This is a genomic window from Polaribacter sp. Asnod6-C07 (assembly GCF_045063625.1).
Taxonomy (GTDB): domain Bacteria; phylum Bacteroidota; class Bacteroidia; order Flavobacteriales; family Flavobacteriaceae; genus Polaribacter; species Polaribacter vadi_A.
The window spans coordinates 593,087-607,941 of record NZ_JBEFOF010000005.1; the positions used below are offsets into that span (position 1 = coordinate 593,087).

The 14,855-nt window shown below is 28.0% G+C and carries 11 protein-coding genes; 8 read left to right on the top strand and 3 right to left on the bottom strand.

Annotated elements, in window-relative coordinates:
• Positions 1 to 109: 109 nt before the first annotated feature.
• The 5 genes from ACJJVK_RS02565 to obgE all read left to right on the top strand — a co-directional run bounded on the left by ACJJVK_RS02565 (position 110) and on the right by obgE (position 6,803).
• Entirely contained in the window at positions 110 to 718 is a 609-nt protein-coding gene (locus tag ACJJVK_RS02565; protein WP_405562843.1) for a hypothetical protein, read from the top strand.
• A gap of 155 nt (positions 719 to 873) precedes the next feature.
• Complete coding sequence (gene secDF, locus ACJJVK_RS02570; protein ID WP_405562846.1) at positions 874 to 3,852, top strand: protein translocase subunit SecDF; 2,979 nt, start codon at positions 874 to 876, stop codon at positions 3,850 to 3,852.
• A 92-nt stretch (positions 3,853 to 3,944) separates the two neighbouring features.
• Positions 3,945 to 5,063, top strand: coding sequence for an adenylate kinase (locus ACJJVK_RS02575; protein ID WP_405562848.1), 1,119 nt, complete (start codon positions 3,945 to 3,947; stop codon positions 5,061 to 5,063).
• A gap of 52 nt (positions 5,064 to 5,115) precedes the next feature.
• Positions 5,116 to 5,808 (top strand): hypothetical protein, encoded by a 693-nt coding sequence (locus ACJJVK_RS02580; protein WP_405562850.1) that lies wholly within the window; start codon positions 5,116 to 5,118, stop codon positions 5,806 to 5,808.
• A 5-nt stretch (positions 5,809 to 5,813) separates the two neighbouring features.
• Positions 5,814 to 6,803: a GTPase ObgE gene (gene obgE / locus ACJJVK_RS02585; protein ID WP_215992883.1), complete on the top strand. Its 990-nt coding sequence runs from the start codon at positions 5,814 to 5,816 to the stop codon at positions 6,801 to 6,803.
• Positions 6,804 to 6,895: 92 nt separating this feature from the next.
• On the opposite strand, the gene ACJJVK_RS02590 is transcribed toward obgE, so the two are convergent.
• A complete protein-coding gene (locus ACJJVK_RS02590) occupies positions 6,896 to 7,744 on the bottom strand; it encodes a glucosaminidase domain-containing protein (protein WP_405562854.1) in 849 nt (282 codons plus the stop codon).
• Between the two features lie 3 nt (positions 7,745 to 7,747).
• Positions 7,748 to 8,698, bottom strand: a complete 951-nt coding sequence (locus ACJJVK_RS02595) for a 1-aminocyclopropane-1-carboxylate deaminase/D-cysteine desulfhydrase (RefSeq protein WP_405562857.1) — start codon at positions 8,696 to 8,698, stop codon at positions 7,748 to 7,750.
• A 302-nt stretch (positions 8,699 to 9,000) separates the two neighbouring features.
• On the opposite strand from ACJJVK_RS02595, the gene ACJJVK_RS02600 reads away from it, so the two are divergent.
• From ACJJVK_RS02600 to ACJJVK_RS02610, 3 genes are all read left to right on the top strand, one after another.
• Positions 9,001 to 9,789, top strand: coding sequence for a LuxR C-terminal-related transcriptional regulator (locus tag ACJJVK_RS02600; protein ID WP_215992881.1), 789 nt, complete (start codon positions 9,001 to 9,003; stop codon positions 9,787 to 9,789).
• An 84-nt stretch (positions 9,790 to 9,873) separates the two neighbouring features.
• The gene (locus ACJJVK_RS02605; RefSeq protein ID WP_405562859.1) at positions 9,874 to 12,189 is read left to right on the top strand and encodes a chondroitinase-B domain-containing protein; all 2,316 of its coding nucleotides are present in this window, start codon (positions 9,874 to 9,876) and stop codon (positions 12,187 to 12,189) included.
• Positions 12,190 to 12,421: 232 nt separating this feature from the next.
• The gene (locus ACJJVK_RS02610; protein WP_405562862.1) at positions 12,422 to 12,862 is read left to right on the top strand and encodes a hypothetical protein; all 441 of its coding nucleotides are present in this window, start codon (positions 12,422 to 12,424) and stop codon (positions 12,860 to 12,862) included.
• Between the two features lie 49 nt (positions 12,863 to 12,911).
• Here ACJJVK_RS02610 and ACJJVK_RS02615 read toward each other — a convergent pair whose 3' ends face one another.
• The gene (locus ACJJVK_RS02615; RefSeq protein ID WP_405562865.1) at positions 12,912 to 14,831 is read right to left on the bottom strand and encodes an ABC-F family ATP-binding cassette domain-containing protein; all 1,920 of its coding nucleotides are present in this window, start codon (positions 14,829 to 14,831) and stop codon (positions 12,912 to 12,914) included.
• Positions 14,832 to 14,855 lie beyond the last annotated feature (24 nt).

The window sequence follows — 14,855 nt, forward strand, 5'->3', positions numbered from 1 at the left end:
AGTTATTGATTATCAGTTTTATATTACTTTTTTAAGAAAAAAACTGTTATTGCTAAATTTGAAGTTTTATACTTCTACAAAAAGCAATCTTTTTTTATATATTTGGCGCATGAACCCAAAATGGTACTTTAGTGCACTTTTAGTTTTATTTACTTTTCTTGGTACTTTCCACGAAAATATTCCTGTACCCAATCAAGAAATTGTTTTAGAGTTTAATAATTCTAAAATAAATGATTCTGAAAAGGAATTTACATTAGCCGATATAAAAAATCGCTTGACTACTGCTGGCGCATCAAATATTAAAATTCAAGAAGCTAAAAATGGTAGGTTAAAAATTTCATATTACAGTTCAGACCAAGTTTCTTATATTAAAGAAGCACTTTCTCAAAAAAATGAAATTGCTGTTAGAGAATCATCTAACAACCAAAAAAAATATCCATCAGAAAAAAAATCTAAATTTAATTTTGATGTTTATGAATTAGAAAATGAGGCAGATTCATCAAATTTTGATGGTAATTCTATTATAGAAATCAAATATGATTCAGAGAGGTACACAAATCAACAAAATTATGCTTCATCAGAAAAAATATTATTAATTGAAGCCAATACTGTTTATAAATCAAAATCTAGATTTTACAAACAATTATTTATAGTAAAAAATAGTACTTCCCACAACATACCAGAAGTTAGAGCTGGCCCTTTTTATTACTTATCTTAAACAATTTAAGTAGATAATTTTAAAATATCTACCTCAGAATGACGCGATTTCGCAATCTTCTGAAAACAAATCAATAAACATAATTAAATGTCAAAAAGTTCGAGAAGTTATCTATATTTGCTCGTTTTAAAAATTTTTGACTAAAACTATATCAAATGCAAAATAAAGGATTAATTAAATTATTCGCTATTCTTTTCGGATTAGTGAGTTTGTATCAACTATCATTCACATTTTTAGCTAATAAAGTTGAAGATGATGCTGTAACTTACTCTAACAACAAAGCTGTTGATAGTGATGATGCTAGACAAAAAGCAAGTTACGAAAGAAAATATTTAGATAGTGTTGCCAACAAAGACATTATAGATTTAGGAATAGCACAATATTCTTATAATGATGTAAAAGACAAAGAAATGAATCTTGGTCTTGATTTAAAAGGTGGTATTAATGCAATTTTACAGGTATCTGTAAAAGAAGTATTAAAAAGCTTAGCTAACGACTCTAAAAACGAAGCATTTAATACTGCTTTAGAAGCTGCAGATGTTAGACAAAAAAGTAGTAACTTAAATTACTTAGATTTATTTTTCGAAGAATTTGAAAAAGTTGCAGGAACTACAAAATTAAGTGATCCTTCTATTTTTGGTACAAAAGCTTTAAGTGATAAAATTTCTTTTGATGAAGCAAACATTACTGTAAGAGAAACTTTACAAGAAGAAATTAATAGTTCTATTGGTACTGCTTTCGAAGTTTTAAGAAGTAGAATTGATAAATTTGGTGTTACACAACCAAACATTCAAAGAATTGGAAATTCTGGTAGAATTCAAATTGAATTACCAGGTGCTAAAGATATTGAGCGTGTTACAAAGCTAATTACTAGTAAAGCTGAATTACAGTTTTGGGGTGTATACACTAATGCAGAAGTACAAAACTTTTTCTTTACTGCAAATGCTAAAGTAGCAGAAATGTTAAAAGATGATTCTGTTTTAGAGCAAGAAAAAGATACAACTAAAAAAGATGATATTGATGATTTATTAGGTGAAGAATCAGATTCTACTAAAGTTCAGAAGAATTTATTTACTTACTTAATGCCAAATTTTGCACAATCTCAACAACAATTAAATTCTACAGTTGCTTATGCTAGTGTTTTAGATACAGCTACTGTAAACGATTTATTATCTAAAAAAGAAATTAGAGCATTATTACCTAATGAAATTAAATATGCAAAATTTTTATGGGATTATAAATCTAACACAAGTGCAGATGGTACAACTGAATTAATTGGTTTATACGCTATTAAAGGTAACAGAAATGACAAACCAACTATTGAAGGTGATGTTATTTTAGATGCTGGTCAAGTATTTGATCAATTAAACAAACCAGAAGTTTCTATGACTATGAATAGTTCTGGAACTAAACAATGGGCAAAAATGACTGCTGATAATGTAGGTAATTTTGTTGCTGTTGTATTAGATGACTACGTTTACACTGCTCCTTCTGTAAACCAAGCAATTACTGGTGGTAGAACTTCTATTTCTGGAGGAACAATGACTGTTGCAGAAGCAGAAGATATTTCTACTGTATTAAAAGCTGGTAAATTACCTGCTGCTGCAAGAATTATTCAAGCAGAAGTTGTTGGGCCATCTTTAGGACAAGAAGCTATTAATGCAAGTTTCCTATCATTTGGTTTAGCTATTGTTTTAGTTTTACTTTGGATGATTTTATATTATGGTAAAGCTGGTGCTTTTGCAGATGTTGCTTTAATTGTAAATATTTTATTCATCTTCGGTATTTTAGCATCTTTTAATGCTGTGTTAACTTTACCTGGTATTGCTGGTATTATCTTAACAATTGGTATGTCTGTAGATGCCAACGTAATTATATTCGAAAGAATTAAAGAAGGATTATTCAAAAAGAAAGGATTAAAACAATCTGTAGAAGAAGGTTTCTCTGTTAAAGGAGCATTATCTGCAATTATTGATGCAAATATTACTACATTATTAACAGGTATTATTTTATATATTTTTGGTACAGGACCAATTAAAGGTTTTGCATTAACGTTAATGATTGGTATTGCAACATCATTATTTACAGCTGTATTTATTACTCGTTTATTAATTGATGGAGCAGTAAACAAAGGTTCTGTATTAACATTTAATACTTCTATTTCTAAAGGATGGTTCCAAAATATAAATGTAGAGTTCTTAAAGAAACGTAAGATTGCTTACATTATTTCTGGTGGTATTATCATTGCTGGTATTATTTCTATATTCTCTATTGGTTTAAAACAAGGTGTAGACTTTAAAGGAGGTCGTTCTTATGTTGTTCGTTTTGATCAAGACATGAATGCTACTGAAGTTTCAAGTACTTTAAAAGATGCTTTTGGTACAGCTCCTGAAGTGAAAACTTATGGTGAGTCTAATCAACTTAAAATAACAACAGTTTATAAAATTGATGAAGAAGGTACAGAGGTAGATGATCAAGTACAAAACGCTTTATTTACTGGTTTAAAATCTTATTTAGGTAATACAACTTACGAAAACTTTAAACCTGGTTTCGAAAAAGAAGGTGCAGGGGTTATGAGTTATATGAAAGTAGAACCAACTATTGCAGATGATATTAAAACATCAGCTTTATATGCAGTTTTTGGATCTTTATTAGTAGTTTTCTTATACATCTTATTACGTTTTAGAAAAGTATCTTTCTCTATTGGAGCTGTAATTGCAGTTTTCCATGATGTTTTAATTGTATTAGGTGTTTTCTCTATTACTTATAGTTTTATGCCTTTTGATATGGAAATTGGTCAATCATTTATTGCAGCCATACTAACAGTAGTTGGTTACTCCTTAAATGATACCGTAGTTATTTTTGATAGAATTAGAGAATTTACAGGTTCATATCCTAATTGGAAATACAGCGAAGTTGTAAACAAAGCATTAAGCTCTACATTAGGTAGAACTATAAATACATCTTTAACAACATTATTAGTAATGTTAGCCATCTTCTTATTTGGTGGTGATTCTATTAAAGGATTTATGTTTGCCTTAATTGTAGGTGTAGCAGTTGGTACATATTCATCTTTATTTGTAGCAACACCAATAATGTTCGATACAACTAAAAAAGAAGAAAAGAAGAAATAGTTCTCTTTTAAATAAAAGAAACCGTTTTTAACTCTGAAAATCAGATTAAAAACGGTTTTTTCATTAAATATATCTGTTATATTTGCATTCTTATGAGTATTTTAAAACTTCACGATTTATACTTTAAACCTTTCATCAAAAAAGATGAAATAAATGCTATTGTAAAATATTTAGCAGAACAAGTAAAAGACGATTTACCAAAAGACGAAGTACCTATTTTTGTAGGTATTTTAAACGGATGCTTTTTATTTGCTGCAGATTTTATTAGAGAATTTAATGGTAATTGCGAAGTATCTTTTGTAAAACTAGCCTCTTATCAAGGAACATCAACAACAGATACAGTAAAACATTTAGTTGGTATTAATGAAGATTTAACAGGCAGAACTGTTATTATTCTAGAAGATATTATAGATACAGGAAACACGCTCCAAGAAATTTATAATATCTTTAAAAACCTAGATGTTAAAAAATTAAAAATAGTATCATTATTTTTTAAACCAGATGTGTTTAGAAAAGAATTACCAATAGATTATATAGGTAAAAGTATTGAAGACAAATTTATTGTTGGATATGGATTAGATTACAATGGAATAGGAAGAAATTATCCAGAAATATATCAATTAACACCAAAACCCAAAATGAAAAACATCGTATTATTTGGCCCTCCAGGAGCAGGAAAAGGAACACAAGCAAACTTCTTAAAAGAAATGTACAATTTAGTACACATTTCTACAGGAGATGTATTTCGTTTCAATATTAAAAACGCTACTGAATTAGGTTTACTAGCCAAAAAATATATGGATGAAGGCGATTTAGTGCCAGATGAAGTTACCATTAATATGCTAAAAGCAGAAGTAGAAAAAAATGCAGATGCCAATGGTTTTATTTTTGATGGTTTTCCAAGAACACAATCTCAAGCAGATGCTTTAGATACTTTTTTAGGTGATAAAGGCGAGCAAATTAATGCTATGGTTGCTTTAGAGGTACCAGAAGATGTTTTAGTAACTCGTTTACTAGAAAGAGGAAAAACAAGTGGTAGAACAGACGATACTGATGAAAGCAAAATTAGAAATCGTTTTAACGAATACAACACAAAAACTGCCATTCTTAAAGATTATTTTGATGCACAAAACAAATACTATGGTATTGATGGTGTTGGTTCTATAGAAGATATTACCAAAAGAATTGCAGAAGTATTTGATACACTGTAAATTCTAGATTTAAAGTTTAATATTCAAGATTGAATACTATTAATTCATAGAGTTGAAGAGATATAAATTTTTCATAATTATAGTTATAAGTTTTAATCTTCTATCTTGTGTAAGCAATAAATATCTAAAACTTGTAAAATCTGAAAAAAAATATCCTAAATTAGACTATTTTGATTCTTTTGCTACGATTCAGATTGTAGAAAGAACAAATAAATTTTATTATAGTGATTCTTTAACAAAAAGATTTTCACTTAAATTAGACTCTATAATTGATTCTAACAAAGAAAATTATAGAATAAACAATAAGATTAAAATTTCTAATGATAAATTAAGAGATAGTATAAATAGAGAAATATCTTCTTTGTATTACAATCTTACTTCTCCTTTATTTGGAGCAAATAAAATTAAAATACCCAAAGTAATAGATTCTCTTCTTGAATCAAGAAAACAAAGATTTGCAATAGTTGTAAAAGGTTTTGGATATATATACAATAAAGAAAATACAATTTTAAAAAAAGTAAAAGGTAGATTAGTTAATTTAGCAACAATAGGATTTGCAGGAACTCCTCCCATAAAAAACCAGCTAAGTTTATCTTTTTTAATTATTGATTCAAAAAAAGATGAAATTGCTGCTTATATTGGTTTGCCTCCTGTATATAAAAATCCAATGGATAAAGTTGCAACAAAAGCAAATCTAGACAATTTATTTATAGGTAACATTGTTGACAAAAAACTACAATACTAATAATTATGACAGAAGGAAACTTTGTAGATTACATAAAAATATATGCCTCTTCTGGTAAAGGCGGACAAGGTTCTGCACATTTACACAGAGAAAAATATATAACCAAAGGTGGTCCTGATGGTGGTGATGGAGGACGTGGAGGACACATAATTTTACGTGGAGATAAAAATATGTGGACTTTATTTCACCTAAAATTTAAACGTCATTTTAGAGCAGAAGGTGGTGGAGCAGGAAGTAAAAGTAGAAGTTCTGGTGCAGATGGTGAAGATATTTATGTTGATGTACCTTTAGGAACAATTATTAAAGATGCTGATACTGATGAAGTAATTGTAGAAATTACCGAAGACAAAAAAGAAGTTGTTTTATTACGTGGTGGAAAAGGTGGACTTGGAAACTGGAATTTTAAATCTTCTACAAATCAAACTCCAAGATATGCGCAGCCAGGTATGGATGGTGCAGAAGGTTGGTTTAGAATTGAATTAAAATTATTAGCAGATGTTGGTTTAGTTGGTTTCCCAAATGCGGGTAAATCTACTTTATTGTCTGTTATAACTTCTGCAAAACCAAAAATTGCAGATTATGCTTTTACAACCTTAAAACCAAACTTAGGTATTGTAGAAAACAGAAATCATCAAACTTTTGTAATGGCAGATATTCCTGGTATTATAGAAGGTGCAGCAGAAGGTAAAGGTTTAGGACATCGTTTTTTACGCCATATAGAGCGTAATTCTGCGTTGTTATTCTTAATTCCTGCAGATTCTGATGATATTAACAAAGAATATGAAATCTTGCTAAATGAGCTTAAAAAACACAACCCTGAGTTATTAGACAAAGATAGATTATTGGCTATTTCTAAAACTGATATGTTAGATGATGAGCTAAAAGCAGAAATAAAAGCAGATTTACCAAAAGGTATAGATGCTATATTTATATCTTCTGTTGCTCAATTTGGTTTACAAGAACTAAAAGATAAACTTTGGAAAATGTTGAATTAGTCTTAAAGACAAGTAATCTTATTTAATTTAAAATAATTAGGTTAAGAAATCAGAAACAACTAATCGTATAACAAAGTAATTTTTGTTTCTGATTACTTTACCAAAAGTTGCTGACCAATAGAAATGGTGTTGTCATTTAAACCATTAAGCTTCTTTAAAAAATCTACAGTAATTCCAAATTTTCTACTAATTGAATATAAAGTATCTCCTTTTCTAACTTGATACATATTCTCTTTGCTCTTTTTAATTACAATCGGTTTTTTAAAGGTTTTACCTTCGTTTAACTTTTTAATTTCTTTGGTATATTTTCCTTTTTTTACATCATCAAATTCATATAATTTATAGTCTTTAATGATTTTTAAAAGCTTAACAGGATATTTTTTATCTGTAGCATAACCCGCTTTTCGTAAACCATAAGCCCATTTTTTATAGTTTTTTATATTATAATCAAACAAAAAAGCATAGCGTCTTCTTTGGGTTAAAAACAAAGAATGATCGTTGTAAGAAGTTTCTGGATACACGTATTTTCTAAAACACTCCCCTTTTTTATCATCATCATGATACACACGTTCCCCTGTCCAACCTGTATGGCATTTAATACCAAAATGATTATTAGATTTTAAAGCCAGTTCACTTCTACCTCTACCCGATTCTAAAATTCCCTGAGCCAAAGTTATACTTGCAGGTATTTTATATTCGTGCATTTCTTTTACAGCAATAGGCGCATATTTTCGAATATAAGCCAATGTATATTTATTTAAACTTGGGTTTTTCTTTTTTAATTTCTTGGTAAGTTCTACTTCGTTTACAGATGGTAACTCTATAGGTTTTGGCTCTACAATTACAACTCCAGGATTTTTCTTATTAACTACTTTCTTTTTAGAACCACAACTGGCAAAAAATAAAATTGAACATAAAAAAAATAAAATCCTAAACTTCATATATTATTGTATTATTTGTTGTCCTTTTCTTTTTAACTTTTGATTAAAACCCTCTATACCTTGAATTCCACCTGTATGAATTGCTAAAATTTTAGTGTTTTTAGCAAATTGATTTTTATCAACCAAATCTAAAATTCCGAAAAGCATTTTACCTGTGTAAACAGGATCTAACAAAACATCAGTTTCTTTTTTAAAATTGTTGATGAATTGAATTAAAGCATCATTATACTTTGCATAACCCCCAAAATGATAATTAGTTTGCAAGTTCCAGTTCTTTTTTTGCACAAACTGATTGATTTCATCAACTAAAAACTCTCCTTTTAAAGCAGGAAAACCAATTATTTTTTGATGATTATCAGAAGCATTTATCAAGCCAGAAATTGTACCTCCTGTTCCTACAGCTGTACAAATATAATCGAAATTCACATCATCATTTGTTAAAATCTCTTCACAACCTTTAATGGCAAAATCATTTGTACCACCTTCAGGAATCAAATAAAAATCGCCAAATTTTTCTTTAAGTTGATTTTTAAATTCAACATCAGATTTATTTCTATAAATAGCTCTTGAAACAAATTCAAAAGTCATTCCGTTTTTATGAGCTTCTCTTAAAGTTGAGTTATTAACTAATGTTTTTTCTAAATCGTTCCCTAACTCATCACCTCTAATGATACCAATAGTTTTATAACCGCTTAAATTACCTGCTACTGCAGTAGCTAAAATATGATTGGAAAAGGCTCCACCAAAAGTTAGTAATACTTTTTTATTTTGATTTTCAGCTTCTTGAATGTTATACTTTAATTTTCTAAATTTATTACCAGAAACAAAAGGATGAATTAAATCTTCTCTTTTTATAAAAAGCTCAACCTTTTTTTCTTCTAAAACAGGAAGATGAATTTGTTGATTCTTAATATCTAAGGGCAATATGATAAAAGGATTTTTTGCTAAGCTCAATACTAGTTTTAATAAGCAGTAAAAATAATAGATTTCTAATCAAAAAGTTACATCTGCACATTTGATTTTTTTTACAAGTAAACCATAAATTTATAAATTAATATTCAAACTATTTCCAAAAACTCTATTCAACTGAAAATCAATAAATAAAACAACAATACCAATTATTAATAATCATAAATGCAATTTTCATATAATTGTACTTAATTAAGAATTGAAGCAAATATTTTAAAATATTCAATTTTTAATTGAAAACAATTATATAAACTGTACTTTAACGTACCAAATTCTAATAAAATTTTATGATTGTTTATAACGGACCTTATTTAAAAGTAAAATTTGAAATTGAAAATAATAGATTTATTAATTCCTGGAACACACCACCTAACAGTGTTTTATCTTTTAAAAGTGAATTATTACAATATCGTAAAGCTTTAGAAAAAATAAATCCAATCCAAATTATTTGGTTGCAGCAAAACTTTACCTATAATATTGATGATAAAACTAAACTTTGGGTAGAAGAAAATATTTTAAAACCAAGATTTGAAGCTGGTTTTGTTACAGCAGATAAAGATGGCTATCATCCAATAGCTTTTGTTGTAGGTCAAGATGTGCTTTCTCATATGGAAGTTATGGGTGTTTTTGATGAACCCTCTCCAAGTGTTTTTAATCCAAAGCATTTTGCAACTGAAGAGGAAGCAAGAGTTTGGTTAAACAAAGAATTTATTATTGCTCCAAACAACATTAAAGAAAAAGAACTAATTTATAAAGGTTTAAATGAAAATGGTGAAGCTATACTAGAATTAAGGAGTTCTCCTTCTGAGATTGCAAAAACAATAAAAACTTTTCAATCTATTTTTGAAGAAAATGAATTTATTAAAAAGAATTTAGACAAGTACACTAGCTTAACCAAAAGAGAATTAGAAGTATTATCTTACTTAGGTAAGGGAAATAAGCATAAAGAAATTGCTGACACTCTTTTTATTTCTATTCACACTGTAAGAGAACATATAAAAAAAATTAAACTAAAATTAAAAGCTAAAACTAGTAAAGAATTATTACAATATTATAATGCATTTATAAAAAAATAGTATCTAAAAAAAAAACGAATTTAACAACCATATTTTTGCATACATATTCTAATAGAATATTAAAATTATCAAAAATCATATTCCATGAAAAACAATTTATTACTTAGTTTATTAGTGGTTTTGCTACTTTCTTGTAATAGCAAATCAACATTAAATAGTGTATTTGTAAAAGACCTTAACCAACTTAATAAAGCAATAAAAGAAGTAAAACCAGGTACAGAAATTGTTTTAGCTAATGGTGTTTGGAAAGATGCTGAAATTAATTTTTATGGAGTTGGTACACAAACTAAACCTATAATTTTAAGAGCAGAAAATTCTGGAAAAGTTTTTATAGAAGGTAAATCTTTTTTGCATTTGGGTGGGCAATATTTAAAGGTTGATGGTTTGTATTTTAGAAATGGATATTCGCCTAAAAATAGCATTATCTCTTATCAAATAAACGAAGATTCAACTGCTTTTTATAGTAAAATAACAAATTGTGTTATTGATGGATTTACAAAACCAAGCAGGTTAACAAACGATCATTGGATTAACTTTTTTGGCAAACACAATACTTTAGCTCATTGTTATATTACAGGAAAATCTAATGATGGTGAAACATTGCGTGTTTTTCAAACAGGTAATAAACATAATAGCAATCATCATCAAATTATAAATAATTATTTTGGCCCAAGACCAAGAAAAGGAGGCCCAAGAGCAGAAACCATTAGAATTGGAGATAGCAAAACACACATGACACCTGGTTATGTAAACGTTTCTAATAATTATTTTGAAGCTTGTAATGGCGAAGTTGAAATTATTTCTGATAAAACAAATTTCAACACTTTTACGGATAACATTTTTTACAAATGCGAAGGATCTTTTGTATTAAGACATGGAAGTTTTGCCAAAGTAAATGGTAATATTTTTATTGGTGATGACGATTCTGATTTTTATGGGGGAATTCGTGTAATCAACACAGGTCATTGGATTACAAATAACTATTTCTATAAAATAAATGGATCTGAATTTAGAAGTCCTTTAGCTGTGATGAACGGAATTCCTAAATCTCAATTAAATAGATACAGGCAAGTAACAGATGTTGTAATTGCTCATAATACTTGGGTAGATTGCAAAATGCCTTGGCAAATTGGTGTTGGCCAAAACAAGAAAAGTGCAGGTGTTTTACCTGAAGTAGAAATTAGATCTGCACCTCCTATTCGTTCTATAATTGCAAATAATTTAATCTATAATCACGAAACAGAAAAAACTTTAGTGGTAAATCATGATAATATTGATGGTATTTTATTTAAAAATAATGTGCTTGATAATAATAAAGTTCCTTTTACAGAATTTAACGCGCTACAACATCAATCTTTAAAAATAAAAAAAATAAATGATTGGTTATATGCTCCAGAAAATGGACAAACTGGCTTTATTAATGAAACTTATAATGGTTTTGAATTTGATAAAATTGACAAAGACTTGTTTAATAGCGATAGAATTAATCAGAATTATGTAGGTGCAATTAGCAACTTAATTAAAGCAGAAAAATTTAAAATTGATAAGAAAAATTATGGCCCAAGCTGGTTTTCTACAGAAAAAATTGAGGTAGAACCAACTGTATTTAAAGTATCAGCCAAGGAAAATGAATTAGCAAACACACTAAAAAAAGCAAATTCTGGCGATATTATAGATTTGATTGATGAAAACTATCATTTAAAATCATCATTAAAAATTGATAAAGAAATTACTTTAATTTCTAGTTCTAAAAACAAAGCAAAATTGATTTTTAAAGGTGATAAAAATTCTCCTTTATTTGAAATGAATCCTAAAGGAAATATCATTTTAAAAAATATTTCAATTATAGGTAACAAAGAACACTTAGCCTTTGCACCTTTAATTATGAATATGTCTTCTGCTTATAATATTTTGACTGAGAATTGTAATGTTGAGGGTTTTAAAACTGTATTAAAAGCTTCTAAAGGATCTTTTTCTGATACTATAAAAATGGTAAACACTACTATTAAAAATTGCGAAAATGGTTTTATTTTGGCTGCAGAAGAAAAAGGAGATTACAATGCAGAAATGGTAACTTTTAAAGGTTGTAATTTTGAAAATATTAATAAAAATGTGATTCACTTTTATAGAGGTGGTTATGACGAATCTACTATTGGTGGTATATTAACTTTAACAAATAATACTTTTAAATCTTGTGGTAAAAAAGAAAAAAGTGGTGTTTTAATAAAAAGCAGAGGTATAGTAAATGTATTTTTAAACGAAAATACTTTTAGTAATAACCCTGTTAAATTGGTTGCTCTTTTATGGGGTGTTAAAAACAATCATCATAAAAACAATACTGTTATAAACTCAGGAAAAATAAAGGTTGAAGAGCAGCAGAAATTAGATCTTTTGTATTAATAGCTTAAATCGTAAGACACTTTTTATTAGACTGAGCCAAATTGTAACAATTTGTTTTCAATAACAACTAAACTTTCAATAATAAAAACTATTTTAAGAACGAATTTATTCTAGTATCTAAATACTTAAATTTAAATTCTTACCTTTAAACTAAGTTACGCTATTATTGTAATTTCTTTATATTTTGCAATCTCCAAAGGCAGACCTGAAAAAGAAAGAAAAAGTTTAAGGCATGAAAAAAAGAAAAATTGTTTCGATATTACTTTTGATTACTGGACTAATTTTAAGTGTCACTTTTATTTTAAAAATTGAATTCCCACAAAGTTTTGAACCTTATTTTAAAAGAGAATACTATAACAAGTTTGGAGCTCTAGCCATAAGTCTAGAATTAACCTTTGCAAGCTATTACTTATTAACGGAACACAAAAAAACAAATTTAGCTCTTGCAATTTTTGGTTTTACAGCTTTATTAGATCCTGTTTTTAATATAATAGGGCTTTTTAAAAGTATTGTTCCCATTTACGGCACAATAATTTTAACAATTTGTGCTATCGTTAGTTTGTACCTAGCATTTGCTAACACTTTTAAACTAAAACCATTGTCTTATTTAGCAACTATTTTAAGTATTGTTCTTAGTGTTATAATTGAATTTTTCTTCAATTATTTTCAATAAATACTCCTCATTTATTAAAGTTTCTAGAGCAGGTTACTTATAAAAAAACCTAGGAAAAATTAGAAACTTCTGCTTCTACTTTCTCCCACTCTTCCATTAAAGTATCTACTTTTGCTTTTTTAGCTTTGTAGTTTTTAAAGAAATTAGGTTTAGCAGAAACTTCATCGTAATTTTTTGCTAGTTCTAAATCTAGTTTTTCTACTTCAGCTTCTAAATCTGCAATTTCAGTTTCTATTTTAGAAAGCTTGTTATTTAGCTTTTTTAACTCTTTTTCTTGCTCTCTACTTAATTGATATGCTTCGTTTTTAGAAGTATCTTTTTCTAATTTTACTACAGTTTTCTTTTCAGCTTCACGTAAATTTTCCATTTTGTGTTGCTCTAAGAAATAATCAATATCACCTAAATATTCTTTTATTTCTTTGTCTTTAAATCCATAAACAGTGCTAGTTAAACCTTGTAAAAACTCTCTATCGTGAGAAACTACAATTAAAGTACCATTAAAATTATTCAACGCTTCTTTTAAAACAGTTTTAGAGGCAATATCTAAGTGATTTGTTGGCTCATCCATTATTAAAACATTGAATGGCTGTAATAATAATTTACATAAAGCTAACCTGTTTCTTTCTCCTCCAGAAAGTACTTTAGCTTTTTTATCTACAGCATCTCCACCAAATAAGAAAGAACCTAACATATCTCTAACACGCATTCTGTTAGAGTCTGTTGCAGCATCTTCCATAATTTCTAACACTGTTTTTTCTGGTGGTAAATATTCTGATTGATTTTGCGCAAAATACCCAACTTCTACATTATGACCGAGTTTTAAATGCCCTTCAAAAGGAATTTCGCCTACCATCATCTTAGCTAAAGTCGATTTTCCTTGTCCATTTTGCCCAACAAAAGCAATTTTACTATTTCTTTCTATTAATAAATCTACACCTTCTAAAACATGTTTATCTCCATAACTTTTAGACAAATCTTCTGCTTCAACAATAATTTTACCAGGTTCTTTAGAAATAGCAAAACGCACATTCATGGCTTGGTTATCATCTTGATCAACTTCAATCAACTCAACTTTATCAAGCTGTTTCATTAAAGATTGTGCCATAGATGCTTTGCTAGCTTTTGCTTTAAATTTATTGATTAAATGTTGCTTTTGTTTTATTTCTTTTTCTTGATTTTTCTGAGCTTGTAATTGTTTTTCTTTAATTTCTGCTCTTAATAATAAGAATTGAGAGTATGGTTTTTTATAATCGTAAATTTGCCCTAAAGAGATTTCTATAGTTCTGTTGGTTACGTTATCTAAAAACATTTTATCGTGAGAAACCAACACAATTGCGCCAGAATAACCTTTTAAAAAGTTCTCTAACCAAATAATTGATTCGATATCTAAGTGGTTTGTTGGCTCATCTAGCAACAAAATATCATTGTTTTGTAATAACAGTTTTGCCAACTCTATTCGCATTCTCCATCCACCAGAAAAAGTATCTGTTAGTTTATTAAAATCTTCTCTTTGAAAACCTAAACCTTGTAATATTTTTTCTGTATCTCCTTGATAATTGTAACCTCCAAGAAGTTCGTAACGTTCTTGTTTGTCTGTTAAATCTTGTATTAATTGCGTGTAAGAATCGCTCTCATAATCTGTTCTTATGGTTAACTGATTATTAATATCTTCTAATTCTAACTCAATTTTTTTAATTTCTTCAAAAGCTTGGTATGCTTCTTCTAAAATGGTTCTTCCTTCTACAAAATCTATATCTTGTCTTAAAAAACCTATTTGCACATCTTTATCAAACGCCATAGTTCCTCCACTACTTTCTATATCTTTAGAAAGTACTTTTAGTAAAGTCGATTTTCCTGCTCCGTTTTTACCAATCAGACCAATTCTATCTCCTTTATTTAATTTAAAAGTGATACCAGAAAACAAATCAGTTCCCATAAAAGAAACTGTTAAATTATGAACGTTTAACATGAAATGTAATAATTGTTACTTAAT

Excerpts from the sequence above, each read along its gene's own strand:
- ACJJVK_RS02615 (WP_405562865.1), bottom strand. The coding sequence starts at position 14,831 with ATGTTAAACGTTCATAATTTAACAGTTTCTTTTATGGGAACTGATTTG.
- ACJJVK_RS02610 (WP_405562862.1), top strand. The coding sequence starts at position 12,422 with ATGAAAAAAAGAAAAATTGTTTCGATATTACTTTTGATTACTGGACTA.
- obgE (WP_215992883.1), top strand. The coding sequence starts at position 5,814 with ATGACAGAAGGAAACTTTGTAGATTACATAAAAATATATGCCTCTTCT.
- ACJJVK_RS02590 (WP_405562854.1), bottom strand. The coding sequence starts at position 7,744 with ATGAAGTTTAGGATTTTATTTTTTTTATGTTCAATTTTATTTTTTGCC.
- ACJJVK_RS02575 (WP_405562848.1), top strand. The coding sequence starts at position 3,945 with ATGAGTATTTTAAAACTTCACGATTTATACTTTAAACCTTTCATCAAA.
- ACJJVK_RS02600 (WP_215992881.1), top strand. The coding sequence starts at position 9,001 with ATGATTGTTTATAACGGACCTTATTTAAAAGTAAAATTTGAAATTGAA.
- secDF (WP_405562846.1), top strand. The coding sequence starts at position 874 with ATGCAAAATAAAGGATTAATTAAATTATTCGCTATTCTTTTCGGATTA.
- ACJJVK_RS02605 (WP_405562859.1), top strand. The coding sequence starts at position 9,874 with ATGAAAAACAATTTATTACTTAGTTTATTAGTGGTTTTGCTACTTTCT.
- ACJJVK_RS02565 (WP_405562843.1), top strand. The coding sequence starts at position 110 with ATGAACCCAAAATGGTACTTTAGTGCACTTTTAGTTTTATTTACTTTT.